Annotated in this window: 27 protein-coding genes and 1 pseudogene; 11 read left to right on the forward strand and 17 right to left on the reverse strand. The window is 68.7% G+C overall.

Annotation, left to right across the window (positions count from 1 at the left end):
• Positions 1–87: 87 nt before the first annotated feature.
• Positions 88–249 carry a hypothetical protein gene (locus D892_RS47285; RefSeq protein ID WP_198037062.1) on the reverse strand — a complete coding sequence of 54 codons (162 nt, stop codon included), beginning with the start codon at positions 247–249 and terminating at the stop codon, positions 88–90.
• A gap of 101 nt (positions 250–350) precedes the next feature.
• On the opposite strand from D892_RS47285, the gene D892_RS0134575 reads away from it, so the two are divergent.
• The 4 genes and pseudogenes from D892_RS0134575 (at position 351) to D892_RS0134590 (ending at position 4,048) form a co-directional block, all read left to right on the forward strand.
• Entirely contained in the window at positions 351–1,121 is a 771-nt protein-coding gene (locus D892_RS0134575) for an SDR family oxidoreductase (protein ID WP_024805639.1), read from the forward strand.
• A 25-nt stretch (positions 1,122–1,146) separates the two neighbouring features.
• The gene (locus tag D892_RS0134580) at positions 1,147–1,920 is read left to right on the forward strand and encodes an SDR family NAD(P)-dependent oxidoreductase (protein ID WP_024805640.1); all 774 of its coding nucleotides are present in this window, start codon (positions 1,147–1,149) and stop codon (positions 1,918–1,920) included.
• Positions 1,921–2,075: 155 nt separating this feature from the next.
• Positions 2,076–2,834, forward strand: a pseudogene (locus D892_RS0134585) (TetR/AcrR family transcriptional regulator).
• A complete protein-coding gene (locus D892_RS0134590; protein WP_036567689.1) occupies positions 2,807–4,048 on the forward strand; it encodes a cytochrome P450 in 1,242 nt (413 codons plus the stop codon). Before D892_RS0134585 ends, D892_RS0134590 begins: the two are co-directional and overlap by 28 nt.
• A gap of 230 nt (positions 4,049–4,278) precedes the next feature.
• On the opposite strand, the gene D892_RS0134595 is transcribed toward D892_RS0134590, so the two are convergent.
• From D892_RS0134595 to D892_RS0134625, 7 genes are all read right to left on the reverse strand, one after another.
• On the reverse strand, positions 4,279–4,533 hold the full coding sequence (locus D892_RS0134595; protein ID WP_156959818.1) for a hypothetical protein: 255 nt from the start codon (positions 4,531–4,533) through the stop codon (positions 4,279–4,281).
• 11 nt (positions 4,534–4,544) lie between these two features.
• Positions 4,545–4,961, reverse strand: a complete 417-nt coding sequence (locus D892_RS0134600; RefSeq protein ID WP_156959819.1) for a hypothetical protein — start codon at positions 4,959–4,961, stop codon at positions 4,545–4,547.
• Positions 4,962–5,073: 112 nt separating this feature from the next.
• A complete protein-coding gene (locus D892_RS0134605; RefSeq protein WP_024805645.1) occupies positions 5,074–5,697 on the reverse strand; it encodes a hypothetical protein in 624 nt (207 codons plus the stop codon).
• 34 nt (positions 5,698–5,731) lie between these two features.
• Positions 5,732–5,884 carry a hypothetical protein gene (locus D892_RS47290; RefSeq protein ID WP_156959820.1) on the reverse strand — a complete coding sequence of 51 codons (153 nt, stop codon included), beginning with the start codon at positions 5,882–5,884 and terminating at the stop codon, positions 5,732–5,734.
• A 9-nt stretch (positions 5,885–5,893) separates the two neighbouring features.
• The gene (locus D892_RS0134615) at positions 5,894–6,118 is read right to left on the reverse strand and encodes a hypothetical protein (RefSeq protein WP_156959821.1); all 225 of its coding nucleotides are present in this window, start codon (positions 6,116–6,118) and stop codon (positions 5,894–5,896) included.
• A complete protein-coding gene (locus D892_RS0134620; RefSeq protein WP_024805647.1) occupies positions 6,115–6,393 on the reverse strand; it encodes a hypothetical protein in 279 nt (92 codons plus the stop codon). The genes D892_RS0134615 and D892_RS0134620 overlap by 4 nt, the downstream gene beginning before the upstream one ends.
• A gap of 7 nt (positions 6,394–6,400) precedes the next feature.
• Entirely contained in the window at positions 6,401–6,931 is a 531-nt protein-coding gene (locus D892_RS0134625) for a hypothetical protein (RefSeq protein ID WP_024805648.1), read from the reverse strand.
• 373 nt (positions 6,932–7,304) lie between these two features.
• Between D892_RS0134625 and D892_RS48070 the strand changes: the two genes are divergently transcribed.
• Both D892_RS48070 and D892_RS0134635 read left to right on the forward strand, forming a co-directional pair.
• Entirely contained in the window at positions 7,305–8,753 is a 1,449-nt protein-coding gene (locus tag D892_RS48070) for a DNA-binding transcriptional regulator (RefSeq protein WP_198037063.1), read from the forward strand.
• A 9-nt stretch (positions 8,754–8,762) separates the two neighbouring features.
• Entirely contained in the window at positions 8,763–9,245 is a 483-nt protein-coding gene (locus D892_RS0134635) for a hypothetical protein (protein WP_024805650.1), read from the forward strand.
• A gap of 68 nt (positions 9,246–9,313) precedes the next feature.
• Here the strand turns inward: D892_RS0134635 and D892_RS0134640 are convergent, their stop codons facing one another.
• Positions 9,314–10,288, reverse strand: a complete 975-nt coding sequence (locus D892_RS0134640; protein WP_024805651.1) for an enoyl-CoA hydratase/isomerase family protein — start codon at positions 10,286–10,288, stop codon at positions 9,314–9,316.
• Positions 10,289–10,401: 113 nt separating this feature from the next.
• On the reverse strand, positions 10,402–11,640 hold the full coding sequence (locus D892_RS0134645) for a cytochrome P450 (protein WP_024805652.1): 1,239 nt from the start codon (positions 11,638–11,640) through the stop codon (positions 10,402–10,404).
• A 202-nt stretch (positions 11,641–11,842) separates the two neighbouring features.
• Between D892_RS0134645 and D892_RS0134650 the strand changes: the two genes are divergently transcribed.
• Positions 11,843–12,670, forward strand: coding sequence for a mycofactocin-coupled SDR family oxidoreductase (locus D892_RS0134650; protein ID WP_024805653.1), 828 nt, complete (start codon positions 11,843–11,845; stop codon positions 12,668–12,670).
• A gap of 1 nt (position 12,671) precedes the next feature.
• On the opposite strand, the gene D892_RS0134655 is transcribed toward D892_RS0134650, so the two are convergent.
• Positions 12,672–13,562, reverse strand: coding sequence for an alpha/beta hydrolase (locus D892_RS0134655; RefSeq protein WP_024805654.1), 891 nt, complete (start codon positions 13,560–13,562; stop codon positions 12,672–12,674).
• On the reverse strand, positions 13,544–14,194 hold the full coding sequence (locus D892_RS44200) for a TetR/AcrR family transcriptional regulator (protein ID WP_198037064.1): 651 nt from the start codon (positions 14,192–14,194) through the stop codon (positions 13,544–13,546). The genes D892_RS0134655 and D892_RS44200 overlap by 19 nt, the downstream gene beginning before the upstream one ends.
• Before the next feature lie 239 nt (positions 14,195–14,433).
• Here D892_RS44200 and D892_RS48075 point away from each other — a divergent pair, with 239 nt between their 5' ends.
• Positions 14,434–14,937, forward strand: a complete 504-nt coding sequence (locus D892_RS48075; RefSeq protein ID WP_051499297.1) for a hypothetical protein — start codon at positions 14,434–14,436, stop codon at positions 14,935–14,937.
• 110 nt (positions 14,938–15,047) lie between these two features.
• Here the strand turns inward: D892_RS48075 and D892_RS0134675 are convergent, their stop codons facing one another.
• Positions 15,048–15,557 (reverse strand): pyridoxamine 5'-phosphate oxidase family protein, encoded by a 510-nt coding sequence (locus D892_RS0134675; RefSeq protein ID WP_024805656.1) that lies wholly within the window; start codon positions 15,555–15,557, stop codon positions 15,048–15,050.
• Positions 15,558–15,667: 110 nt separating this feature from the next.
• On the opposite strand from D892_RS0134675, the gene D892_RS0134680 reads away from it, so the two are divergent.
• Complete coding sequence (locus D892_RS0134680) at positions 15,668–16,363, forward strand: class II aldolase/adducin family protein (RefSeq protein WP_024805657.1); 696 nt, start codon at positions 15,668–15,670, stop codon at positions 16,361–16,363.
• 197 nt (positions 16,364–16,560) lie between these two features.
• On the opposite strand, the gene D892_RS0134685 is transcribed toward D892_RS0134680, so the two are convergent.
• Positions 16,561–18,243: an ABC-F family ATP-binding cassette domain-containing protein gene (locus D892_RS0134685; protein ID WP_036567691.1), complete on the reverse strand. Its 1,683-nt coding sequence runs from the start codon at positions 18,241–18,243 to the stop codon at positions 16,561–16,563.
• Positions 18,244–18,754: 511 nt separating this feature from the next.
• Positions 18,755–19,735 carry a LysR family transcriptional regulator gene (locus D892_RS0134690; RefSeq protein WP_024805659.1) on the reverse strand — a complete coding sequence of 327 codons (981 nt, stop codon included), beginning with the start codon at positions 19,733–19,735 and terminating at the stop codon, positions 18,755–18,757.
• A gap of 203 nt (positions 19,736–19,938) precedes the next feature.
• Here D892_RS0134690 and dnaE point away from each other — a divergent pair, with 203 nt between their 5' ends.
• Positions 19,939–23,430 carry a DNA polymerase III subunit alpha gene (gene dnaE / locus D892_RS0134695; RefSeq protein WP_369801849.1) on the forward strand — a complete coding sequence of 1,164 codons (3,492 nt, stop codon included), beginning with the start codon at positions 19,939–19,941 and terminating at the stop codon, positions 23,428–23,430.
• A gap of 95 nt (positions 23,431–23,525) precedes the next feature.
• Here the strand turns inward: dnaE and pdxS are convergent, their stop codons facing one another.
• Positions 23,526–24,428 (reverse strand): pyridoxal 5'-phosphate synthase lyase subunit PdxS, encoded by a 903-nt coding sequence (gene pdxS, locus D892_RS0134700; protein ID WP_024805661.1) that lies wholly within the window; start codon positions 24,426–24,428, stop codon positions 23,526–23,528.
• 167 nt (positions 24,429–24,595) lie between these two features.
• Entirely contained in the window at positions 24,596–24,727 is a 132-nt protein-coding gene (locus D892_RS49290; protein ID WP_255360270.1) for a hypothetical protein, read from the reverse strand.
• Between the two features lie 288 nt (positions 24,728–25,015).
• Here D892_RS49290 and D892_RS0134715 point away from each other — a divergent pair, with 288 nt between their 5' ends.
• The gene (locus tag D892_RS0134715; RefSeq protein WP_024805662.1) at positions 25,016–25,408 is read left to right on the forward strand and encodes a hypothetical protein; all 393 of its coding nucleotides are present in this window, start codon (positions 25,016–25,018) and stop codon (positions 25,406–25,408) included.
• The last annotated feature ends 3 nt before the right edge of the window (positions 25,409–25,411 follow it).

Raw genomic sequence — 25,411 nt, forward strand, 5'->3', positions numbered from 1 at the left:
CGATCGGTCCGGGCCACGTCTCTCCTCGGTCATGTCGGTGATCGGTAGATTGTCGCGCTACCCACCGACATCTCCGCGCACAGGCTATTAAGGAGTGTGTAACCGACATGTGACCCCGACCAGTAGCGCCATCTCCTCGCGGCGCAGACCCGGAACCCGGCGGTACCCCGTGACGGGCAGGTTCACCTCGTCCGGGCGAATCTGCGCGCGCCGGGCCCGCAGGTAGTCGCCGAGTTCGGAGGAAGCCATACCCGCATCGTAGGTCGCGGTGCCGACGGGTTCCTGGGTGCGGTACTCCCAGGAGATCACCGGCCTCCCACCGCCGTCGGCACCCGGCCATCGTGGTGGACATGACTTCGGATCGAGCAATTCTCCCCGGCTCGGCGACGGGCAAAGTGGTGGCCGTCACCGGGGCCAGCAGCGGAATCGGCGAGGCCGTCGCCGCCCGGCTGGCCGGTGCGGGCCATCAGGTCTTCGCCGGTGCGCGACGGACCGACCGGCTGGACGCGCTCGCCGAGCGCACCGCGGCGAGCGCCGCCGACTCCGGCGGCGGCCTGCATCCGGTCCGGCTCGACGTGACCGACCGCGCGGACGTCGCCGCCTTCGTCGAGACCGCCCGCGAACGGACCGGCCGCATCGATGTCCTGATCAACAATGCCGGCGTCATGCCGCTGTCCCGGCTCGACGCGCTGCTCGTCGACGAGTGGGACCGGATGATCGACGTGAACCTCCGCGGCCTGCTGCACGGAATCGCCGCCGCCCTACCGCATTTCACCGCACAGGGCGCAGGCCACTTCGTGACCGTCGCGAGCGTCGGCGCCCACGAGGTGGTGCCGACCGGCGCCGTCTACAGCGGCACCAAGTTCGCCGCCCGGGCGATCACCGACGGGCTGCGCCAGGAATGCGATCCCGCGATCCGGGTCACGACCATCTCGCCCGGCGTCGTCACCTCCGAACTCGCGGACACCATCACCGATCCCGGCGCGGCCGCGGCGATGGTCGCCTACCGGGCGAACGCCATCGCACCGGACGCCATAGCGGCGGCCGTCTCCTACGCCCTCGACCAGCCCGCCGACGTCGACGTCAACGAGATCGTCGTCCGTCCGGCCCGGCAGCGCTGAAAACCCGTCTCCCCGAAGGAAATCGATGACCACCTCGACCACCATCCACTCGGCGTCCTGGGATCTCACCGGCCGCGTCGCCGTCGTCACCGGCGCCGCCCGCGGCATCGGCCGCGCCACCGCCGAACTGCTGCGCGCACGCGGCGCGCGGCTCGTCGTCACCGACCGGCTCGACGCCGTCGAGAAGTTCGCGGCCGACGACCCCGGCAACGTCGCCGCGCTCGTCGGCGACGTCTCCGACGCGGAACTGGCCAGGGCCACGATGCAGCTGGCCACCGACCGCTTCGGCCGGCTCGACATCCTGGTCAACAACGCCGGCCGCACGCTGAACAAGCCGATCACCGAGACCGGCGTCGAGGAGTTCGACGAGATCCTGCGCATCAACGCCCGCGGGAATTTCGTGCAGGCGCGCGAGGCGTTCCGGACGATGGAATCCGGGGGCGGCGGGGCCATCGTCTCGATCGCCTCGGTCTCGTCGGTCGTCGCCTTCGCCACCCAGACCGCCTACGCCGCCTCGAAAGGCGCTCTCGCCCAGATCACCCGGGTGCTGGCCGTCGAAGGCGGCCCCAAGGGCATCCGCTCGAACGCCGTGCTGCCGGGCGTGATCGATACCGACATCATGGCGGGCGTCGTCGACAACGGCCGCGAGATGCTCGCCTCGTTCGGCCCGGACCATCCGATCGGCCGGATCGGGCGGCCCGAGGAGGTCGCCGAGGCCGTCGCCTTCCTCGGCTCGGACGCCGCCGCCTTCATCACCGGTTCGCTGCTCGCCGTCGACGGCGGGTGGACTGCCCAGTGAGCCGGGCTTTCCGGATTGCCGGCCCGTGTACCCTGAAATACACTGCGCCGCAACGCTACCGGTGAATCCGGCGGCGGTGCCGTGGCTATGCACGACTCGGCTCGAGAATGGCATTCTCATTTCTAAATAATCTGCTTGATTTATTTGGTCATACGATGTTTCACTTGGGTGGTGAGTACAGCCGAGGTCGCGCGGAGCGACAGGTCGACGGTCACCCGGGAGGCCCTGCTGGCGGCGGCCGAGCGGCTGTTCGCCGAGCGGGGGATGCACGCCGTGTCGAACCGGCAGATCAGTCAGGCCGCCGAACAGGGCAACAACGCCGCCGCCTGCTATCACTTCGGGACGAGAGCCGATCTGCTGCGGGCGATCGAGGCCAAGCATCGCGGTGAGATCGATGTGCTCCGGGAGCAGCGGCTCGCCGAGATCGGCGCGGCGGCGGATCTGCGCGGCTGGGTGGGCACGCTGGTCTATCCGCTCACCGATCACCTCGCCGATCTGGGCGGCCCGACGTTCTACGCGCGCTTCGCCGCCCAGGCGATGGCGGATCCGGCCTATCGCGATCTGGTCGCCCGGGACGCGTTGTCCTCGCCGCCGATGCTGCGGACCGTCCGCGGCATCAATCGGTGTCTTCCCGTGCGGCCCAGGCGAATCCGATCGGCCCGGTGGATGATGGCGCGCAATCTGCTGATGCACACCTGCGCGGAACTCGAGGCCGAGATGGCCGCTACCGGTGGCCCGTCTCGCGCCGGGTGGGCCACCGCCGCGGAGGGGATGATCGACGGCCTCGTCGGCCTGTGGCAGGCGCCGGGGTCGCGGCAGCGGCGGCCGGTCGCGGCGCACGCCCTGTCCACCACTGTATGAACCGGTCCCGTAAGGAGGGCCCACCATGCCCGATACCGCACCCGCCGGTGTGACCGAAACATCCTCGGCCCCACCATATTTTCCGGCACCGCGCGCCGCGGGCTGTCCGTTCGCCCCGCCGCCCACCGTGCTGGAGCTGAACTCCGCCGAACAGCTGAGCCGGGTGCGGATCTGGGACGGCAGCACACCGTGGCTGATCACCGGATACGACGCGATCCGCATGTTGTTCGCCGATCCCCGCGTCAGCGTCGACGACCGCAAGCCCGGTTATCCGCACTGGAACGAGGGCATGCAATCCACGGTGCACCAGCGGCCCCGGTCGGTGTTCACCTCCGATGCAGAGGAACACTCCCGCTACCGCCGGATGCTCACGAAACCGTTCACCTACAAGCGGATCGAGGCGCTGCGCCCGGCGGTACAGCGGATCACCGACGAGCATATCGACGCGATCCTCGCCGGTCCCCGGCCGGCCGATCTCGTCGAGTCGCTGTCCCTCCCGATCCCGTCGCTGGTGATCAGCGAGATGCTCGGGGTGCCCTACGAGGACGCGGAATTCTTTCAGGCACAGGCCAATCGGGGCATGAACCGGTACGCCACCGCCGAGGACGCGGCGAAGGGCGCGGGCGCGCTCGCGCGGTATCTCGCCGGTCTGGTTCGCGCCAAGGCCGACGAGCCGGGCGAGAATCTGGTGTCCGATCTGGCCGAACGTGTGTCGGCCGGTGAGCTGAGCGTGCCCGAGGCCGCCCAACTGGGCACCGGTGTGCTCATCGCCGGTCACGAGACGACCGCGAACCAGATCAGCCTGAGCGTGGTTGCGCTGCTGGAACATCCGGACCAGCTGGCGCTGCTCCGCGATGCCGAGGACCCCAAGGTGGTCGCGGTGGCCGTCGAGGAGCTGATGCGGTATCTGAGCATCATCCAGACGGGACAGCGCCGCATCGCGGACGAGGACATCGAGGTGGCCGGTCGGGTGATCCGCGCGGGCGAGGGGATCATTCTCGATGTGGCCCCGGCCAATTGGGATCCGCGACGGTTCCCGGAGCCCGACCGGCTGGACCTGGAGCGCCAGGACGGGCCGCACGTCGGGTTCGGGTACGGCCGCCACCAGTGCGTCGGGCAGCAGCTGGCCCGCATGGAGCTACAGATCGTGCTACCGACGCTGTTCCGCCGCATCCCGGCGCTGCGGCTCGCGGCACCGGTGGAGGAACTCGCCTTCAAGCACGACGCACTGGCGTACGGCGTCCACGAGCTGCCGGTCACGTGGTGACCACTGCCTCACGGGATCTCACCGGTAGTGCCCCGGCGGGAGCGGGCATCTCGTAGCCCGGGCACTTGTGGTACTGGTCCTCGATACCGTTGCCGCCGAACCTGATTCGCTCCGTGACGAGTATTCCGGAACCGGTCTTCCGATGAAAGCCGGCGAGCGAGGGAGGGCGCCCCCGGAAAAGGGAGCGCCCCGCCCGGCGAATGCAGCGTGCGGCGCGTGGGTCGTGCTGGTCAGGAGCGCAACCCCATCCGTTTCAACATCCAGTCCACTGCGGCGTCCTGGTCGGTGGCGGGGATGCTGCGGGTGGAGTACAGGGGCGGAGTCACGTAGCGGACGCGACGCCAGCCGTGGCCGGGCCGGACCACCCACGCACCCCATTCACGCCGCAACGGCGCACCGCGCCGCGCGCCCTTCGGCAGCGGTTGCCTCGCAGCCCACAGCCGGAACCTGGTGCGGTGCAACCGCTCACGCAATGTCGGTGTCATCAGCGTTGTCCTCAGCACTGGATGAAGGTCGGTGGTGTCCGGATGCTGTGCGCGAGCACTCGGCCCTCGCGAGTCTCCCACATATCGGCAGCGCCGATCCATGCTCCGTCTTCGCACCGCGCGTACGTGGCGATGTTCAGCCGCAGGTTCGGGACGGCGTCGCTCTGCTGGGCTCCCTGCACGATCCACCTGCCATCCCGGCGGTAGCTCAGTGTCAGCGCCGCATGGAACCGTTCGGGCGGGGTGTTGCACGCGACGTAGCCGCCGACGATGACCGAGACAGGCTCTTGAAGATACGGCTGCCCTTGGTGAAATGCGAAGTCGCACTGAGGGTATGGGTCTGCTGTCGCGCTGGGTGCGGTCGCAACGGTGGCCGCGCCGATCAGCGTGGCACCGAGTACGGCAACGAGTGTTTGCGTACGTGCCATGATGTGTCCCTCCATGGAGTTGCCCAGCCGGGAGTTCGGCTGGCGCGAGGATGGACGGGTGCCGCTGACCAGGTGGTTCTGGTGATCCAGCTCCGTCCGGTGTTCGACGGCTCTATCCGTCGGACACCTCTTGCCCGGTTCCTTTCATGTCGCCGGACTCGGGCGGGCCGAAGCGGCCGATGTTGGTGCGGTCGAGCGCGACGGCCGCGATCCACAAATGCCGCAGGTCCCCGGGTGGTGGGTACGGGTTGTCGGTGCCGCGGAAGGTGATTGCGGTCGGTTCGGTTTTCCCGGCCGGGCGGATGAGGTCGTGGCGGTCGGCCGAGTGGACGAACAGCACCGCGGCGCACATGCGTTGGAGGTCGAGCCGGGGGTTGTCCGGTTCGGTCCGGGCGGGGTCGATGACGACGGCCATGCTGTCGGGTACCCCGGTCGGGACGAATGCCACGTGCCCGCAGTAGGACATGCCGAAGCCCCACAACGGAATCGGGGCACTGCGTTGCAGCACGGTGGTCGCCCGGTCGTAGGGGTGGATGTCCTCGGTGGCAGGCGGCATCCGGTCGACCGGGATCGCCTTGATACCGATCGTGGAATCGTCGCCGGTACCCCATGAATAGATCACCGGGCCGTCTGCGCAGACGTGCGCGCCGAGCATGTAGGACTGCGCTGCCTCGAGGAACTTCGGGGGCGGGATCGGGGCGTGTCCGGCCACCGGTGGCGGGGTGGGAATGGTCATGCGGGTACTGCTGTCCTCTCTGCTCGGTGATCGATCATCGGTGTGGCCTGTGGCGGCGCTCGTCGTTGATGCGCCGGCGGATGTCGTGCACGCTGCGGCCCGGCGGGATCCGGCGCGGCCACCACCGCACCGCCAGGAACCCGGACACCAGGGCACCGAGCAGCGACAGCGCGAAAACCCAGAGCACGCGCGGCTCCTACTCGGTGCCCGGCGCGGTCGGCCACGGCTCGAGGTGGTCGAGACTGCCGCTGCACAACAGTTCGCCGCCACGGCACAGGAGCCAGCCACAAGGCGGTGCCAGTGCCCGGGCGACACGATGGTCCGGTCCAGCGCTGGTCTCGATGGCCCGCGCCCGCCGCTCGGCGGCCTCCCGCCCCGACACCTCCGGCAGTCCCGACACCTCCGGCTGTGTGCCGGTCAATCCCACGGCCGTCCACTCGTCCGGCTGCCGATCGAAACCTGTTGCGCGGGAACCAGTTCCGACCACAGCTCATGCCGCACCGCATCCCACAACCCGGCCAGCTGCGGCCACCCGTCCCGCGCCTGCGCCAAGTCCGGAGAGACCTCATACGACACCAGCACCACACCGTCCTCGCGGACGGTCATGATGCGGGCGGTGTGGCCGGCCAGCTGCCAGGTCACCTCGCACCCGTCGACCTCGGTCCTGCGGATGTTCGCAGCCTTGGCGTCGCTCATGACGGCCCTACCCGTCGGTGCCCGCCGGCATGTGCACGGCGAGTGTGTGGGAGTTGGGGTCGGCCAGGCCGTCGAGTACCGCGAGGAGTGTTCGCAGGTCCGGGACGGGCGGTAGCGCCAGGGGATCGGATGGCCGGGGCGGGAACGAGATTCCCCGCACGGCAGCACGTTCCCGCGGAGTCTCCGTCGGGGGCACGATCTTCCCCGCCTTCACCAGGCGACTGTAGGCGCTCGCCTTCCGCGGGCACACGAGCGCGCGGCAGGCGATGTGCTGCTGGAGGATACGCGCGGCCTCGGGCACGGTGAGCCGGTGGTCAGGGTGGGCGTGATCCGCCTCGTCGGGCCGGGATGCCGCCCAGATGGTCGGCGGGCACACGGTTTCCAGGGTGAACATCTCACACACCCGGCTGGGAGTGTTGTCGACGGTGGCCAGGTCATAGACGACCACGGCATCGACAGCCAGCCCAGCCGCCAGACCGAGGGCATACCCGACCGGGTCCGGATGGTCGGCCGGCGGCCGCACCGTGTACAGGACCACGTACCCACGTTGCGTCGCGTGACGTTGCGCCAAGTTAGCGTGGCGTGGCGCTTCGAGCCCCGACACATCTGGGCGCACCAGGCACACCGCGGTCGGTCTATCGTGCAGCTGCTCACCGGAATCCATGTCGTCCCCTCAGTTGGTCGTCTGTCGGTGTGGAGGCACCGCCACCGGGGAGCGGGCCGGACGACCGAGTGGTGTCAGTTGGGTCCGATCGACCGGCTGATCGGGGCATCAGCTCGAGCCCGGCGGCGGTGCCTGGGTCAACCCTCGCGCCGGAGGTTTCGCGATAGAAGGTGCACGCGGATCACGCTGGTATACGCTTCGGGTCACGCTGGTATACGCACCTCTGGCAGGGGACGAGGTATTGGGTATGCAGGTCATGTGGACTGGTGCCGACGCGACAGCCCTGCGCAATGCACTGGGGCTTTCACAGCCTCAGTTCGCCAAGCGCGCGGGCATCTCCGTCTCGGTCGTGAAGAAGTGGAAGCGCCGAGCAGGAACAATCGACCTGCCCGAGCTTTTCGCCGGGATAATGAGCACGATGCTGGAACAGGCGACGCCTGAACAGCGTCTGCGCTTCACTGCGATTCGCGACACAACCGCGCAGCTTGCGTCGGTCGGCGCAACACCACAGTCTGTTGAAGTCGAGGTCATACCATCCGGTCCAGTGTTGGACATGTGGTTCGGCGACTGCTCGACGCTTACCAATGACCTCGCACGGAAGGACCTCATGTTGGATCGGCGCCAAGTCTCGCGGGCGCTAGCCGGCGTCGTTGTCGGCGTGCATCTGCTGGAACCGCTGGAACGGTGGCTGCTACGCGATTCCCCGGGGGCGGTTCCTGAACCGCCGGTGATTGGCGCCGGCCTGCAAGAGATTGCCGAGATGGAGAACACCGCGCGAGTTTTCCGTGAATGGGACGACCAATTCGGTGGTGGCCTACGGCGTAAGGCCGTCGTGGGTCAACTTGACGAGGTCAACGAGATCTTGCGCGACGCACATCCCCCGCAGATCAAGTGCCGCCTCCAACGAGTTCTCGCACTGCTGGCAGAGACAGCCGCAACGATGTCGTGGGACTCAGGGGAACAGGAAACGGCGCAGCGTTACTACATGCTGGCGACGCGCGCAGCCAAGGAGGCAGGCGACTATGCGTTGTGCGCCAACGCGATTGCCGGCATGTCTCGCCAGCTGCTTTCACTGGACAACTACGGCACCGCCGTACAACGAGCCGAACTCGAGCGCGACCGCGCGATCGACGCACTCGAACTCATCAGGGTCGCTCAGGACCAATTTGCCGACCGGGCAACGCCGACCGTGCGCGCGATGTTGCACACGCGGGAAGCGTGGGCCTACAGCAAACTCGGCCGCCCCTCAGCGTTCCGCCGAGCTTGCGACAAGGCATTCGACGAGTTCTCCAACGTCGACCCGACCGCCGATCCGTACTGGATCAACTACTTCGACGCCGCCGAACTGTCCGGCACCATCGGTGGCCGGCTGCTCGACATCGCCCGCCGTGACCCCGCGTTCGCCGGTGAAGCCGCCGAGTCGATCGCACACGCCATAACGGTGCGCCGACCGAAGCGGCTGCGCAGCTCGGCGCTCGACCAGCTCGGGATCGTCGAGGCTCGGATGATCGAGGGCGAGTTCGAGGAAGCCCGCCGCCTCGGGTTGGATGCACTGGAGACGGTCGGGAAGACCGGCTCCGATCGCGTCCGTAAGAAGCTGGTGAAGGTGTACAACCGCACCGAGCAGCTGACGAAAGTCGGCGCAGTCGCCGAATTGCGAGACCGTATTCGGCCGATAGTCGCGGTAGCGACCTAGAAGGAGCTGATGGTGCGCATCGGGGTTACCGGGCACATGAACATCACCACGGACACCGTGCCGCTCGTGCACGCGGAAATCGCCCGCCACCTTGCGAAGGCAGGCGCCGCGGCCGAACTCGTCGGCGTAAGCTGCCTCGCCCGAGGCGCCGACTCCGTATTCGCGCAAGCGGTCCTCGAAGCAGGCGGCAGGCTGGAGGCGGTCATCCCTTCCCGGAACTACCGCGAAAAGAAGGTGAAGCCGGACCACGCCGAACTGTTCGACAGCCTGTTGGGTCGTGCCGAGACGGTACGGGTGATGGACTTCGAAGACACCGGTCCCGACGCTTACGAGGCAGCCAATGAGGTTGTCCTCGGTTCCTGTGACCGGCTGATAGCGGTGTGGGACGGCCGGGCGGGCGAGCGGAGCGGCACCGGCAGCGTGGTTGCGGCAGCACGCGAAAGAGCACTGCCCGTCGACGTGATCTGGCCCGACGGCGCCCAGCGCGACTGAGCTATCGGTTCGCGACTGAGCTATCGGCTGTCGGTCCGTGGTCGGCCGTGACCGACAGCCGATCTCCGTCAGGACTTCTTCTTGCGACCCGAACGGCTGAGCCGCCACTCGGGCGGAAAGTTCATGTCGTTGTCCTTGACCACGTTGTTGAGTCCCTGTCCGAATGTGCCCTCGGTCAGATCGGGATAGTTGTCGCGGTCGTTGGTCATCATCGGCAGCATGCTCTCCACGAATCCCGTGAGCACGCTGCCGAAGTATTCACCCTTGTGCTGCTTGTACAGCTCGAGGAACGTCTTCTGCACGGCCACCGTGTCGGTGGGCCGGGATCTGGAGCAGGCCAGCGCGTATTTGAGCGTTTCCGCCTCGAGGTCCTCGCGCGGCACGACGCTGTTGAGGAACCCGCACTCGTCCATCTCCTCGGCGGTGAACGGCCTTCCCGTGAACAACATTTCGGAGAACTTGCGCAGGCCCATCGTCTCGGCCCACCACCACAGCCGCGGCCCCCAGCCGACGTAGCGGAATGCGGGATGGCCGAACAGGGCGTCGTCGCTGGACACCACCAGGTCGGCGTCGCCGGCCTGATAGAAATGCCAGCCGTAGCAGTACCCCTTCGCCTCGATGATGCTGACCTTCTTCAACTCCTGCAGCGGCCGGTTCCCGGCGGACGCCTTGGCGTAGTGGTCGGTGAGGGTGGCCAGGTAGCGGTAGGAGTCGCCGGGTGGGTACCTGACGTTGTCGTCGTTGATCGAGACCTCGTGCAGCAGCGGCATTCCCGGGTTCTCCAGCATATCGCGCTGTTCCGGCAGATCGCCGCCGCTGCCGAAGTGCTCGCCCTCGCCTCGGATGACCACGACCTTGACGTCGTCGTCGGCATTGCATTTGTGGATCAGGTCGGCATAGTTCTGCCGCATCCCCAGATTGGTCGAGTTGAGCTCGTCGGGCCGGTCGAAGGTGATGTAGGCGATCCGGTTCTCGACATCCTTCTCGAATTTGATGAACGGTTCCGCGTCTTTCTTCATCTGTTCGAAGTCGCGCTCGACCATGGTTCTCGGCTCCCGTCGCGATTGCCTGGAATGGACACCATCCGACAGTCTGTCAGCGCGGGTCGCGTTCCGGGCGGTTTGTACTCTTCGCTTAAAACGGGCGGCCGCGGGCGTCAGGGAAGATGCAGCGGCGGGGACGGCGGAAAGGCCACCGGAAGTTCGACGAGCGTCCGGTGCAGCGGGCCCGGCCGCCAGGTCAGCTTCTCGGCCGGAACCGCGAGCTCCACCTCGGGCAGGGCGTCGAGCAGCTGGTCGACCGCGCTCTGCGCGATCAGGTACGCCAGCGGCTTGGCGGGGCAGCCGTGCGCTCCGGCACCCCACGCCAGGTGCGCGCGGTTGCCGGTGTGGTCGCCGGTGCCGATCGCGGGATCGTCGTTGCAGCCGGCCAGGCTGATCACCACCGGCTGGTGCGCGGGCAGCCAGGTGTCCTCGAGCATGACCGGATGCCGCGGGTAGGTGACGCTGGCGTTGGGCAGCGGCGGATCCTCGAACAGGACCTGGTCCAGCGCGTCCCTGGTCGACAGGGAACCGCCGACGACGCCGGCACCGAACCTGTCGTCGGTCAGGATCAGCCGCAGGGCGTTGATGACCAAGCCCTGGAGCGGGCCCATTCCCACGCCGTAGAGCGCGATCACCTGATGGACCATCTCGAACTCGTCGAACTGCGCGGGATGGCGCAGCAGTCGCGTCGTGACGTCGTCGCCGGGTTCGGCGTGCTTGAGGCGGACCAGCTCGAGCACGGCCTCGCCGAACCTCCGATTGCCCTCCTCGGCATCCACGCCGTCGAAGATCGCGGCCGTCGCCGCGGCCGCCTTCTCGCTGATTCCGGGCGGGCAGCCCAGCATCGCGTTGACGATCTCGAAGGCGAGCGGCGCGGCGTACTGCGCGACCAGATCGGCCGAACCGGCCGAGCAGAACGAATTGATCAGCGACATGGCCGCCCGCTCCACGATGCCGTACAGCCCGTGCAGATTCACGCCGTCCAGGGCCGCGGTGGTAGCGCCGCGGTAACGCGCGTGATCGGCACCGGCGCTGCGAGGCGCGGCGGGCCGCCACTGCAACACCGGCAGGACCGGGCAGTCCGACGGCACGTTCTGCATCCAGGCGCGCGGATCGGCCGGGAAGCGGTCCGGGTCGTTGAGGATCTGCAGCGCTGTGCGGTAACCCACGACCAGCGTCGCCGGAACGCCCGGCGCCAGCTCGACGGGCACCAAAGACCCGTAACGATCACGCATTGCACGGTAGGCGCGGCGGGGGTCGGCGGCGAATTCGCCGGAGTACAGGCTCACGCGCGGTCCGGTGACGTGCGCGGGCGATGCCTCGGGGTGCGCGGGATCCGCGGGCGTGGACAAGTAGCGAACTCCAATATCGGACGGCAACTTTCACAGCGCGACCCCCGGGCCTCGCACCCGTCGGCCGACAGTAGCTCCACCATAGCTCCGCGGCGCGCGGGCGTCGTTTCACGGCGCTCGACGAGGTGTCGCCCGATGCCATACTGTCGAGCCCGGTCAGCAGCATGATCATGTCGGGGTAGTGCGGCGATGGAGAGGGCACATGGGCAAACTGGACGGTAGAGTTGCGTTCATCACAGGCGCGGGGCGAGGCCAGGGACGCAGCCACGCAGTACGTTTCGCTCGCGAAGGCGCCGACATCATCGCGGTCGACACGACCGAGACGGTGGACAGCGTCCCGTACCCGCTCGCCGACGCCGAGGATCTCGCCGAGACGGCGCGGCTGGTCGAGGCCACCGGGCAGCGAACCATCGCCCGCGAGGCCGATATTCGCGACTACGACGCCCTGGCGGCCGCGGTCGCGGAAGGCGTGGGCGCCCTCGGCCGGCTCGACATCGTCGTCGCCAACGCGGGCATCTCCAGCCCGGCCCCGACACTCGAAATGAGCGAAGACACCTGGCAGGACATGATCGACATCAACCTGACCGGTACCTGGAAAACGCTGAAGGCCTCGGTGCCGCACATCATCGACGGCGGCCGGGGCGGCTCCGTCGTCATCGCCAGTTCGCTGGCGGCCATGCGCGCCAACGAGAACATGGCCCACTATTCGGCCTCCAAAGCGGGCCTGGTCATGCTGATGAAGGTGATGGCCAAAGAGCTTGCCGCGCACAATATTCGGGTGAACACGGTGCATCCGACCACGGTGGCCACGGAGATGGTCCTCAACGAGGCCACGTACCGGCTGTTCCGCCCCGACCTGGAGAGCCCGGGACGGATGGATTTCGAGGAGGCGGCCCGGACGCTGAACCGCATGTCGGTCGCGGCGCTGGAGCCGGAGGACATCACCGCCACCGTCCTGCATCTCGTGTCCGACGATGCGAAATTCGTCACGGGCACAACGCAGTTGATCGACGCCGGCGGAGCGCTGTGAGTCAGCGGGCTCGCGTGAGTACCCGTTCGAGAAATGCCACCTGGTCGTCGAGCACTCGCGTGCGGTTGTCCGCCCGGTAGATGTCGAAATGCGCGAAGGGGTAGCTGCGCAGTTCGCCGTGCGGCGCCTTCCGGGCGAGTTCCACGGTGTCGGCGCCGACCGTCTCGCGGTCGTACTCGCCGATACACACCAGCAGCGGCATCCGCAGTTCGGGCGCACGGTCTCCGGGTTTGTAGCGCGCCATCTGCAGCAGCGCCCGCGGCGCCACCCGATTCTCCCAGGTCTCGCTCGCCATCGCCGCGATCGTGTCCTCGGCCCCCGGGCCGGTCATCACCGCCAGGTCGCCGGTCCGGCCCACGGCGGGGATGTACAACGGTGGCCGCCCGAGGGCACCGCGGAGCCGGTCGCGGAACATCGCCGCCAGTAGCCGCAGTGTGGCTGTCGCCGAGCGTCCCTCGGCCTTCTTCGGGAAGCCGTTGAAGGGCACCTGGGCGACGACCGCGGCGATTCGCGGATCCGCCGCGGCCGCCGACACGACATGCCCGCCGCCGAGCGAACTTCCCCACAGCACCATGCGATCGGGATCGACCCCCGGGTAGCTGCGGCCGAATTCCGTTGCCGCGCGGACATCTTCGAGCTGGCCCGGAATGTCGGGGACCTGCCGGGGATGTCCGTCGCTCTGCCCGAAGCCGCGGTAGTCGAAGGTCACCGCGAGGTACCCGGCCTCGGTGAATGCCGTTGCCGCGGCGATGATCGACGGGGTGTCCTGGGTACCGCCGAAGCCCGGGCAGATCACCACGCAGGCGCTGCCCGGGGCCGGGTGTTCCGGTGTGTAGACGTATCCCGTCAGGGCGGTGCCGGCGGAGGCGAACGTCACCCGGTCGGCCTGCATACTGTGCTCCCTCCACGTCCGTGACCACTTCCGGAGTCGTCCTGCCCGCCGGGCGCGAATCCCAGCATGCGCCCGATCAGCTCCAGCACCTGGTCATGGTGTTGCCGCAGACCGAGATCCGCGCGTTCGGCGTAGACCTCGTGCAGCCCGCGCAACGCTCCGATCAGCGCCGTCGCCGCGAACTCCGGGTCGCCGGAAGCGAACTCCCCGGCGGCGGCGCCCTCGGCGATCAACGCCGCCAACGCCGGGCGCACCTCGGCCACAACCTCCTCGGCGACCCTGCTGTGCAGGTCGTGGAAGCGGTCGCCGTGCAGCACGGACAGCACTCCCCCGCGCATGGGCACGTCGTAGGTGTCGTCCAGATACGCCAGCAGGCGGGCCCGGGGAGAAACCGAGAGGTCGCCGAGGAGGGCGAGGTAGCGCGTGCGGGCCTGCGCCGAGAGCGTCTCGGCGCAGGCGGCGAACACCTCGTCCTTGGACGAAAAGTGATGGTAGAAGCAGCCTTTGGCGACACCGAGGCGGCCGATGATATCCGCGACGCCGGTCTTCTCGTATCCCCGCGCCGCGAACAGCTCCGCCGCGGCGGCGACGATCTCGGACCGCCGGACCTCGGGCCTCTTGACCTGGCGCACCGGCAACACCTCCTTCCCGGAAGACTACAGACCGACGGTTGGTCTGTCGATATGGCTAATACATTTCCTCTCGGCATGCGGCAAGGCCGGCAATTCGAGGACTGTCCTGCCCGTCGACCCGGACGAACGGTCAGGAATCGAGAAGCGGTGGTCACCGGGCCATGGCTAACGTTTTCGCCACTGCCGCCCGCCCGGTGGATGACCTGGGTGCGGCTGTTCGACATCGGAGGAGAAAACATATGCGCGGGAACGAGTCTGTTCGGTCCGTACACCGCCGGCTGGGCATTGCCTTCGCGGCGACTGTGGTTGTCACCGTCATCACCCTGGCGGTGCGGGGGCCGGTCTGGGTGTCCTATCTGCCATTGCTACCGCTGGCCCTGCTGTTCTTCTCGGGTCTGTACATGTTCGTGCTGCCGTATGTGACCAGGCGACGCGACCGGACGGCCGGTAGGGGAACGGCCCGCACCGACATCGGGAAACACTCACTCGCCGTGTGGATCCGGCAGGCGCACCGGTGGTCGGCCGTGGCCTTCACCGCAACCGTCGTCGCCGCAACCGTCGCCCTCGCGCAGCCGGGGCCCCTGGTGTGGGTGTCCTACCTGCCGCTGTTCCCGCTACTCGGTCTCCTGCTCTCGGGCCTGTCCATGGTCGTGCTGTCGTATGCCGGGAAGCGCCGGGCGACCGGCGATCCGGCCGGCGCCTCGGCGGGCGAGGCGACCGAAAGTTCCTTCACCACAAGGTGAATACAACAGCGGAACTCCGGTACCTCGGGCGCACGGTCCATACGGCGCAAGCCGATCGACGGCCTGCCGGTGGCGGCTGGGCATCGTGCGATGACGTCCGCCGTGGGATGTCAGGCGAAGCTCCAGCGGGTGGCGCCGTGCGGTTCGGCGGAGGCGACGCCGACGGCGCTGTGCGGAGTGATGAAGTAGACGCGCCAGGGCGGCGGGCCGGCGCTCGGGGCACTGAAGGGTGCGGTGAAGGCACCGTCCCGCACTTCGGCGGGCCAGCCCACCTCTCGGTAGCGGTGCGCGACTCGTTCCAGGGTCTCCGTGGCGGTGACGAGGGCGGCCGTGCCCTCGACGACGAGATCGAGTCCGGGCAGGGCGAAGGCGACGGTGCAGAACGGATTCGTCGCGAGGTTGCGGGACTTCCGGGTCGACTCCCCACTGACGATGTAGACGCCGTCGTCGAGCCACAGGGCGCCGATGCCGGTCGTGTGGGGGCGGCCGTCGGGCCGACAGGTGCTCAGGAAGACCGAGTTGTCCGGACCTGCGGCGAAACCTTCCAATGCCTGCCGCGCCCGCGCCCACGGCAACGGGGCGTTGCCGTAACCATCCAGGTTGACCGCTTCTGTTCGCACGATATTCCTCCAAGGGTAGGGATATACGTACCGACGGGCCGGGCAGCCGGAATTCATCGCGGCAGATGTGCGCCCTCGGAGGAGCCTGCTGCTTCGATTAGGTTGGAGGAATGTCGTCGGTGGAGGCCGCTCGTGCCGGGATCGTCGCGCAGTGTCGCCGGCTCGCGGCGGCGGGTTTGGTGCTCGGGACGGCAGGGAACCTGAGTGTGCGCTGCGGCGACCTGGTGGCGGTGACCGCGACCGGCGCGGTGCTGGCCGAACTCACCGAATCCGCCGTGACCGTGGTCGATGTCGACGGCGCGGTCGTGGACGGCGCGCTCGCGCCGACCTCGGAGCTGGCACTGCACGTGACCATCTACCGCACCCACGATGCCGGTGCGATCGTGCACACGCACGCCCCGCGCTCGATCGCGTTCGGACTGGTCCGCGACGAGCTCCCGGTCGTCCACTATCAGCAGCTCCCGCTCGGCGGCCCGACGCCGGTCGTCCCCTTCCACCCGTTCGGCACCCCGGAACTCGCTGCGGCCGTGCGAGATTCGCTACACGACCGGCGGGCCGCCCTCCTGGCCAACCACGGCGCGGTCACACTCGGCGCCGACCTCACCGAGGCGGTCGACAACACGCTCCTACTGGAGTGGGCCTGCGGAATCTACCTCGACGCCGCCACCGCGGGCCCACCACGCGCCTTGACCCCCGACCAGCAGAACGCCGTCCGCGAGATCACCGACCACCTCGGCTACGGAACGACGAAACCGGCCGGCCACGACCTGCCGAACACCCACCACCAACAGCACGGCCTCCTCTGACGTTTCGCACAATCCTGGGCGAGACAATGGATTTGCCCGGACCTCCCACGAGAACACCAACCTCCGCACTACCTCGCTGTTCACCTTCGCCACCATCCCCGTGGCCGTCGCACTCGCGGGGCCGCGCATCGCAGGGCGTGTCGACGCCCCGGACCTGTATCGCCGTGGGTGTTCTCGTGCTCGCCGGTACCGCCGCGTCACTCGCCGGTCGTGCCGGACGGCTCGCGACGTACGCTGCTCGCCGACGGTTGCGGTGACGGAGACAGGGGCAGGTGGGGCCAGTCGGCCACGTCCCGGCGTAACTGGCGGTCGTGGGTGGCTACCACCACGGCGGCCGGGGTGGTGTGCAGGGCCTCGGTGAGTTCGTCCACCAGGGTGATGGACAGGTGGTTGGTGGGCTCGTCGAGGAGGAGGGCGTGCGGGCGGGTTGCCAAGGCGCAGGCCAGTTCCAGGCGGCGCTGCTGGCCCATGGACAGGTCGCCGATCCGCTTGCCGGCCTCGTGCGAGGTCAGCAGGCCGAGCCCGGCCAGACCGGTGGTCTCGTCGCGGGGCAGCAGTCCGGCCGTCACCAGCTCCGCCACGTGCGTCTCGTACACCTCGCGGGCCCGGCGATGGCGTGGCAGCCGAGATTCCTGATGTAGCAGGCGAACTCGTGCCCTGCGGGCCCGGTGGACAGCACCGGTGGTGGGTGTGAGCGATCCGGCGAGCACGGCCAGCAGCGTGGACTTGCCCGCGCCGTTGGCACCCGTGATCACCAGGCGGTCACCCGAATCCAGCGACAGCTCCACCGGCCGCGGCAATCGCCCGGCGACGGTGACATTCTCGGCACGAATCAGCGTAACCCCCTGTCGGACCGGCAGTTCCGGCATGGCGAACCGCTGCGGCGGGGTCGGCGCGGTGACCCGGTGCCGCTCCAGCTCGTCCTGCCGCCGGTGCACGGCCCGCGCCACCGACCCCGCCCGCGTGGCGCGTTGATGTTTTCCGGTGCCCTTATCCGGTCGCCAGCCGGTGACCAGGCGATTCTGCGCCGCCGACAGGTCCTGGGCCAGCCGGGTGCGCTCGGCCCGCTGCTGTTCGTACTCCTGCTCCCAGCGCTCGCGCTCGGCCCGGCGGCCCTCCCGGTACCCGGCGTATCCGCCGCCGTAGACGCGGGGGCGGCCGTCGTGGGTCGGATCCAGGTCGAGGATCGTGTCCGCGACGTCCGCCAGCAGGGCCCGATCATGGCTCACCACAACCACTCCGCCCGCATGGGCGCGCAGCCGGGCGGTCAGGAACTCCAGTGCCGCGTGGTCGAGATGGTTGGTCGGCTCGTCCAGCAGCAGGAAATCGTCGCCCGCCGCCAACAGAACGGCCAACCGCACGCGATACCGCTGCCCCACCGACAAGGTCGCCAGTAGGCGATCCCGATCAGTCACGGCCCCGAGACCTTCGAGCGCGACGTCGACGCGCCGGTCGGCATCCCACGCCTCGAGCAGCTGAGCGAGATCCAGGGCGTCGCTGTACCGCTGCTCGGCGCCGGGCCGCTCCTCGGCCAGCGCCACCGTCGCCTCGTCGAGCCGCTCCATCGCCGCGCGGGCCGCCGCCAGGTGCTCGTCGACCAGATTCCCGACCGTGCGGTCGTCGTGGTCGGGCAGCTCCTGCCTGGCCAGCGCCGATGTGCCGACGCACCGCACCTCCCCCTCGTCGGGCGTGAGCAGGCCGGCGAGCACGTGCAGCAGCGTCGACTTGCCGCGCCCGTTCTCGCCGACGATCCCCCACCGCGAACCGGGCGACACCGTGATATCGACGCCGTCGAGCACGGTGCGCTCCCCGCGCCGCACCACAACGTCCGAACAGGTCAATTGCGCCCGAGCACGGGCAGGATGAGTCCAGATGATCATGATTCTTCCTCCGGGCACACGTCAGCCGCAGGGCTGAAAGAAGGTGCGCCTTGGTCGATGACTACGCACCGCGGAAACCGGTGCGACCGAACATCGAAACGGGGCCCCTCAGCAATCCGCCGACGCGGATGCGGGCCCGGAGTGATCAGAGGAAGTAAAGATGCACGAGACCCAGGATAACAAGATCGCGCCGAGGGGTCGAAGGGTTTACCGGTGACGTGCTCCACACGTCCCTGGCACCGCACGAATCCGGGCGCCGATCACGCCTCGGCCACAGGCCGGGCGCGGGGGTGACCGATCGGTCGCCGGAAACTCGCGCCGGACAGCGGCGACCGTGCAGTGTCGTTCGGGCTCCCGGTCCGGCGCACGCATGATCCGTCGCGATCCGCACGTCGGCAGAGGCCCTGGTCGACAACTCGCGAAGACGCGCGTCGAGCCGGCACGATCCGCAGAGACCGGCGGCCGGACCGTCTCCGAGTTCCGAAGAAGTTCGCAGTCTGCGCCGAAACCCTCAGGGCAGGAACAACTCCCGGTCGGGTGCCGGCACCCAGAAATCGCGGGCCAGATCGCGGTCGTAGGTGTCGCGGAAGTAGGCGATCAGGTGCGAGAGGCCGGGGTGCGGGTTGGCGGTCGACCACAGCAGGGCGTGCGGGTAGGCGGGGGTGGGGTCGACGATCGGCAGTCGCCGGATGTGCGGATGCCACGGGTCGCGGAAGTTGTCGCCGCTGATGGTGGCCAGGCTGTCGGAGGCGGCGATGCGGTCGAGCATGGCCGTCATGCCCTCCGTGGGGTCCCGCCGAGCCTCGCCGCCCCGGTCCGACCGGCGGGTGGTATCGATTGTGACACCGCAGAACTCGCTCAGTTCGCGGTAGTAGTCGGCCCATTCCGACGGGACCCCGGCGCCCGGGATCCACACCGACATGCCGCCGAGTTCGGCCATCGTCACGGCGGATCGCTTGGCGAGCGGATGATTCCGTCCGACCAGCAGATGCGCGATATCCAGGTAGGCCGGGACGGCGGCGATTTCCGCCGGGAGCGGCCGCGGCCCGCCGTGCGGCCGCGCGAACGCGGCGTCGGCGCGTCCGTGCACCAGCATGTCCCGCGAGGTGACCGACATGCCCGAGATGACGATCTCGGCATCGGATTCCGGGTGGCGGTCCAGGTAGAACCGCATCTGCTCGATGGCGCCCTGCCGCTCCCCCAGGATCGCGACCCGCAGCTGCCGTGGCGCCTCCCGCACCGCCGCCACCGCCCCCTCGGCGACGGCGAGCAGCGACCGCGCATGCGGTAGCAGCCGGAGGCCGGCGGCGGTCGGGACGATCCCGGCCGGCACGCGGTCGAACAGCGCCGCACCGAGCTGCGCCTCCAGCTTGGCGATCCGCTTCGACACCGCCTGCTGGCTGATGCCCAGCAGCGCGGCGGCATGGCCGAACTGCCGCTCGTCGGCCGCGGTCACGAACGCCCGCACCGCCGTCAGGTCGAGATCCGTCATCACACCTCCCAGAACAACCATCGGTTGTGCAGCATAACGTGTCGGTTGTTCGACGCACACCGATTCACCTGGTCATATGTACCCGAATACCGCACCGGCGTAGACGCTTCCACAACCGACTGCGCCGATCCCGACCTACGGCACAGGTGATTCGAGTGAGCGACGCGTCCTTCGTCCATCTGCACAACCACACCGAGTACTCGATGCTCGACGGCATGGCCAAGGTGGCGCCGCTGTTCGCCGAGGCCGAGCGGCTGGGCATGCCGGCGGTCGGGATGACCGACCACGGCAACATGTACGGGGCCGCGGAATTCTTCCGGCAGTCGCAGCGCTCGGGCATCAAGCCGATCATCGGCATCGAGGCCTACGTCGCGCCGGAATCCCGGTTCTCCGGTAAGCGGGTGTTCTGGGGCGACCCGTCGCAGAAGTCCGACGACATCTCCGGTTCGGGCGCCTACCTGCACATGACGATGTTCGCGAGAAACGCTGTGGGACTGCGTAATCTGTTCACTCTGTCGTCGCTGGCCTCGTTCGAGGGACAGCTCGGCAAGTGGCCGCGGATGGACGCCGAACTGATCGCCGACCATGCCGAGGGCATCATGGCCACCACCGGCTGCCCGTCGGGTGAGGTCCAGACCCGTTTGCGCCTGGGACAATTCGACGAGGCGTACGAGGCCGCCGGTCGGTGGCGCGAGATCTTCGGCCCGGAGAACTTCTTCCTCGAGGTGATGGACCACGGCCTGTCCATCGAACGCCGGGTCCGCGAGGATCTGCTCGCGGTCGGCGACAAGGCGGGCCTGACTCCGTTGGCCACCAACGACTGTCACTACGTGCTGCGGCACCAGTCGTCGGCGCACGAGGCGATGCTGTGCGTGCAGACCGGCAAGACCCTCTCCGATCCGAGCCGGTTCCGGTTCGGCGGCGACGGCTACTACCTCCGGACGGCCGCCGAGATGCGGGCGCTGTGGGACGACGAGGTGCCGGGCGCCTGCGACGCCACCCTGGCGGTCGCCGAACGCGTCGAACCGTACGACGAGGTGTGGGAGTTCCGCGACCGGATGCCGGTGTTCCCGGTGCCGGACGGCCACACCGAGGACAGCTGGCTGCGCCACGAGGTGGCCGCGGGCCTGCGCTGGCGCTTCCCTGCCGGGGTGCCCGGGCACTATCTCGACCGGGCGGAGTTCGAGCTGAACATCATCCGGGACAAGGGTTTTCCGGCCTACTTCCTGGTGGTCGGCGATCTGGTGGCGCACGCCCGCGAGGTGGGCATCCGGGTCGGGCCGGGCCGCGGATCGGCCGCCGGTTCGCTGGTCGCCTACGCGCTGGCGATCACCAATATCGACCCGATCGAGCACGGCCTGCTGTTCGAGCGGTTCCTCAATCCGGAGCGGCCGTCGGCGCCCGACATCGATATCGACTTCGACGATCGCCGCCGCGGCGAGATGATCCGCTACGCCACCGAGCGCTGGGGCGCCGACAAGGTCGCGCAGGTCATCACGTTCGGCACCATCAAGACGAAGGCCGCGCTGAAGGATTCCGCCCGCGTGCATTTCGGCCAGCCCGGTTTCGCCCTCGCCGACCGCATCACCAAGGCGCTGCCGCCGCCGGTGGCGGCCAAGGACATTCCGGTCGCGGGCATCACCGATCCGGCGCACGAACGCTACGGCGAGGCGGCCGAGGTGCGCGCGCTGCTCGACGCCGACCCGAGCATGCGGCAGATCTACGACACCGCAGTGGGTTTGGAGGGCATGGTGCGCGGCGCGGGCGTGCACGCGTGCGCGGTCATCCTGTCCAGCGAGCCGCTGATGGACGTGGTGCCGCTGTGGAAGCGGCCGCAGGACGGCGCGATCATCACCGGCTGGGACTACCCGTCGTGCGAGGACATCGGCCTGCTGAAGATGGATTTCCTCGGCCTGCGCACGCTCACCGTGATCGGCGACTGCCTGGCCAATATCCGTGACAACCGCGGCATCGAGATCGACCTCGACACCCTGGGACTCGACGACGAGAAGACCTACGCCATGCTCGCCCGCGGCGACAATCTCGGTGTGTTCCAGATGGATTCGGCGGGCATGCGGGAGCTGCTGCTGCGGATGGCGCCCACCGAGTTCAACGATCTGGTCGCCTCCAACGCGCTCTACCGTCCGGGGCCGATGGGCGTCGGCGCGCACTGGGCCTACGCCGACCGCAAGAACGGCCGCGAATCGGTCACCCCGATCCACCCCGACCTCGACGAGGCGCTGCGGGAGATCCTCGCCGAGACCTATGCGCTGATCGTCTACCAGGAGCAGATCATGCAGCTCGCGCAGCGGGTCGCCGGATACTCGCTGGGACAGGCCGATCTGCTGCGCCGCGCGATGGGCAAGAAGAAGCCCGAGGTACTCGCCCAGGAGTTCGAGAACTTCCGGAACGGCATGCACGACAACGGATACCGCGACGAGGCAGTGTCTGCGCTGTGGGAGGCGGTGCTGCCGTTCGCCGGATACGCGTACAACAAGTCGCATGCCGCGGGCTACAGCCTGGTCATGTACTGGACCGCCTACCTCAAGGCGAACTATCCCGCGGAGTTCATGGCGGCGCTGCTCACCTCGGTCGGCGACGACAAGGACAAGTCCGCGAGCTACCTGGCCGACTGCCGCAAGCGCGGCATCCGGGTGCTGCCGCCCGACGTGAACGAGTCGGCCGCGACCTTCACCTGCGTCGGTTCAAATATCCGCTTCGGCCTCGGCGCCGTGCGCAACGTGGGCGAACCGGTCGTCGAATCCATCGTCCGCGCACGGGAATCCGCGGGCGCGTTCACCGGCTTCACCGACTACCTGACCAAGGTCGATGCCACGGCCTGCACCAAGAAGGTGGTCGAATCCCTGGTCAAGGCGGGCGGTTTCGATTCGCTGAAACATCCCCGGCAGGGGCTGCACCTGGTGCACGGCGAGGCCGTCGACGCGGCGATGAGCACCAAGAAGGCCGCGGCGCGTGGGCAGTTCGACCTCTTCTCCGGCTCGGTCGACGACTCTGATTCGGCCGCATCGGTATTCGAGGTGCCCGTGCCGGACCGGGAATGGGACAGCCGGCAGCTGCTCGGGTTCGAGCGGGAAATGCTGGGCCTCTACGTCTCCGGGCATCCGCTCGACGCCATCGCCCCGGCACTGGCCGCGCGGTGCGATACCCCCGTCGCCGCGGTCGCCGAGGGCCGCATCGGGCACGGCAAGCAGGTGGTGGTGGGCGGATTGGTCACGTCGGTCGATCGCCGGGTCACCAAGAAGGGCGAGCCGTGGGCGATCGTGCGGCTCGAGGATCTCGACGCCACCACCGAGATCCTGTTCTTCCCCGGCGCCTACGCCGGCGCCGCCACCGCGCTCGCCGAGGACGCCGTCCTGCTGGTCACCGCGCACGTCAGCGTCCGCGACGGGCGCATGTCGCTGCTCGGCGACCAGGTCACCGTGCCGGACCTGGCCGGGGCGTCCGGGGCGGGGCCGATCGTCGTGACCATCCCCGTCCCGGCGTGCACCCCCGCCACCGTCCGCACGCTGCGCGAAACGCTCGAGCAACACCCTGGCCCGGCCGAAGTGCGAATTCGGTTGGTAGGCAAGAACGGACCGCAACTACTCGCGATCGACCCGCGCTACCGCGTGCGGCCGTCGCCTGCCCTGATGGGCGAACTCAAGGCGCTGCTGGGTCCCGCCTGCCTCACCTGATGTCGCCCGGTCACCGCTCCGGCCGAAAGCATGCTGGAATGACGACGGGACGAAGCATGCCCGAATGGCGAAGGCACCCGGAATGACAGTGCCGACTACCAGCCGCGTTCGGCCAGCCGGTGCGGCTCGGCGATCTCCTCGACGTTGATGCCGACCATGGCCTCACCCAGCCCGCGCGACACCTTCGCCAGCACGTCCGGATCGTCGTAGAAGGTGGTGGCCTTGACGATGGCCGCCGCACGCTCGGCCGGGTTGCCGGACTTGAAGATGCCGGAGCCGACGAAGACGCCCTCGGCGCCCAGCTGCCTCATCATCGCGGCGTCGGCCGGGGTGGCGATGCCGCCGGCGGTGAACAGCACGACCGGCAGCCTCCCGGCCTCGGCGACCTCGCGGACCAGCTCGTAGGGCGCCTGCAACTCCTTGGCGGCGACGTACAGCTCGTCCTCCGGCAGCGACTGCAGGCGGCGGATCTCGTCGCGGATCCTGCGCATGTGCGTGGTGGCGTTGGACACGTCGCCGGTACCGGCCTCGCCCTTGGAGCGGATCATGCCCGCGCCCTCGGTGAGCCGGCGCAGCGCCTCGCCCAGGTTGGTGGCGCCGCACACGAACGGCACGGTGAACTGCCACTTGTCGATGTGGTGGTCGTAGTCGGCGGGCGTGAGCACCTCCGACTCGTCGATGTAGTCGACGCCGAGGCTCTGCAGCACCTGGGCCTCGACGAAGTGGCCGATCCGGGCCTTGGCCATCACCGGGATGGACACCGCCTCGATGATGCCGTCGATCAGGTCGGGATCGCTCATGCGCGCCACGCCGCCCTGGGCCCGGATGTCGGCCGGCACCCGCTCCAGCGCCATCACGGCCACCGCGCCGGCGTCCTCGGCGATCTTGGCCTGCTCGGCGGTGACGACGTCCATGATCACACCCCCCTCGAGCATCTCGGCCATCCCGCGCTTCACGCGGGCGGTGCCGGTCGTCGGGGTGGTTTCGGGCGTAGTCACGGCAAACTCCTGATCATCGGGACAATCGTGTGTTTCGGAATCGAACGACACGATTCTAGGCGCGACGATCAGGCCACTAGATAGCCAGTCGGCGACCACTGGCCTGCGAGGACCACCGGAACCGCCGTGACCAGGAACTCCGGGCTACCCCACCGCTACGCCGCGGGTCAGATCGGATTGACGACGAGCAACTGGGCCCAGTAGGTCGCGGCCTCGTTACCCAGATAGGGCAGCAGAAAATCGTAGAGCAGATAGGACATCGGCATGCGGTACTTCACCTCCATCAGGCGGTTCGCCACGACACCGACTGCGAACCGGTTCCGACGATATCCGAATTCGGGCCACCGCACAGGGGATCATGTCGACCATGCAGTTCGAGGACATCGTGGTTCGGCGCGGAGTGGTCCGGGATGGTGGCCGGGTGCAAGTCCCCTCGCCCGGTCGGTCCTCGGACGGGGTGCCGGTGAGGACCAACGACCCTATCGGGGGGCGCACGGATTCGTAGGCTGTGTTCTACCTCTTCGGGCATCGGCATCCCGGGATCGCTCTCGGGCCGGGCTCACTTCGATATCGTTCAGGAGGCGGACGTGGAAGATGTCCTGCTGCCCATCCGGCCGGCCGGGTCGCCCGTCGATTCGATACTCGTGCCGCAATACCTCCTGGACGCCGCGCCGCCGTCCGGTGCCGCCGCCGTCTTCGCCGATTCCAGCGACCGGTTGGTCCGCCATCTGTTCGATGTCGGCCTGCAATTGCACGCGATGCGATCGGTCTTCGATCGGCCCGACGCCACCTCCGAGGAGACGCGCGCGGCCGGCGAGGCCATCGGCCTCCTGCTCGACGACCTGGACATGCTCATCCGCGATGCGGGCCTGGCCATGCTCGCGCTGACCGTGAACCGCCCCGCCGTCCCCGAGCGCCCGGAGACCACCGACCTGAGCCCGCGCCGCCGCCGCAGGCGCCGCCCGTACGGACTCCGGTAAGGT

It is taken from the genome of Nocardia sp. BMG51109, assembly GCF_000526215.1.
Taxonomy (GTDB): domain Bacteria; phylum Actinomycetota; class Actinomycetes; order Mycobacteriales; family Mycobacteriaceae; genus Nocardia.

Excerpts from the sequence above, each read along its gene's own strand:
- D892_RS0134620 (WP_024805647.1), bottom strand. The coding sequence starts at position 6,393 with ATGAGCGACGCCAAGGCTGCGAACATCCGCAGGACCGAGGTCGACGGG.
- dnaE (WP_369801849.1), top strand. The coding sequence starts at position 19,939 with ATGCTCGACGGCATGGCCAAGGTGGCGCCGCTGTTCGCCGAGGCCGAG.
- D892_RS0134580 (WP_024805640.1), top strand. The coding sequence starts at position 1,147 with ATGACCACCTCGACCACCATCCACTCGGCGTCCTGGGATCTCACCGGC.
- D892_RS0134590 (WP_036567689.1), top strand. The coding sequence starts at position 2,807 with ATGCCCGATACCGCACCCGCCGGTGTGACCGAAACATCCTCGGCCCCA.
- D892_RS0134690 (WP_024805659.1), bottom strand. The coding sequence starts at position 19,735 with ATGACGGATCTCGACCTGACGGCGGTGCGGGCGTTCGTGACCGCGGCC.
- D892_RS0134640 (WP_024805651.1), bottom strand. The coding sequence starts at position 10,288 with ATGGTCGAGCGCGACTTCGAACAGATGAAGAAAGACGCGGAACCGTTC.
- D892_RS0134685 (WP_036567691.1), bottom strand. The coding sequence starts at position 18,243 with ATGATCATCTGGACTCATCCTGCCCGTGCTCGGGCGCAATTGACCTGT.
- D892_RS0134655 (WP_024805654.1), bottom strand. The coding sequence starts at position 13,562 with ATGCAGGCCGACCGGGTGACGTTCGCCTCCGCCGGCACCGCCCTGACG.
- D892_RS48070 (WP_198037063.1), top strand. The coding sequence starts at position 7,305 with ATGCAGGTCATGTGGACTGGTGCCGACGCGACAGCCCTGCGCAATGCA.
- D892_RS0134680 (WP_024805657.1), top strand. The coding sequence starts at position 15,668 with ATGTCGTCGGTGGAGGCCGCTCGTGCCGGGATCGTCGCGCAGTGTCGC.
- D892_RS47285 (WP_198037062.1), bottom strand. The coding sequence starts at position 249 with ATGGCTTCCTCCGAACTCGGCGACTACCTGCGGGCCCGGCGCGCGCAG.
- D892_RS0134595 (WP_156959818.1), bottom strand. The coding sequence starts at position 4,533 with ATGACACCGACATTGCGTGAGCGGTTGCACCGCACCAGGTTCCGGCTG.
- D892_RS0134635 (WP_024805650.1), top strand. The coding sequence starts at position 8,763 with ATGGTGCGCATCGGGGTTACCGGGCACATGAACATCACCACGGACACC.
- D892_RS0134600 (WP_156959819.1), bottom strand. The coding sequence starts at position 4,961 with ATGGCACGTACGCAAACACTCGTTGCCGTACTCGGTGCCACGCTGATC.
- D892_RS48075 (WP_051499297.1), top strand. The coding sequence starts at position 14,434 with ATGCGCGGGAACGAGTCTGTTCGGTCCGTACACCGCCGGCTGGGCATT.
- D892_RS0134650 (WP_024805653.1), top strand. The coding sequence starts at position 11,843 with ATGGGCAAACTGGACGGTAGAGTTGCGTTCATCACAGGCGCGGGGCGA.
- D892_RS0134605 (WP_024805645.1), bottom strand. The coding sequence starts at position 5,697 with ATGACCATTCCCACCCCGCCACCGGTGGCCGGACACGCCCCGATCCCG.
- D892_RS0134575 (WP_024805639.1), top strand. The coding sequence starts at position 351 with ATGACTTCGGATCGAGCAATTCTCCCCGGCTCGGCGACGGGCAAAGTG.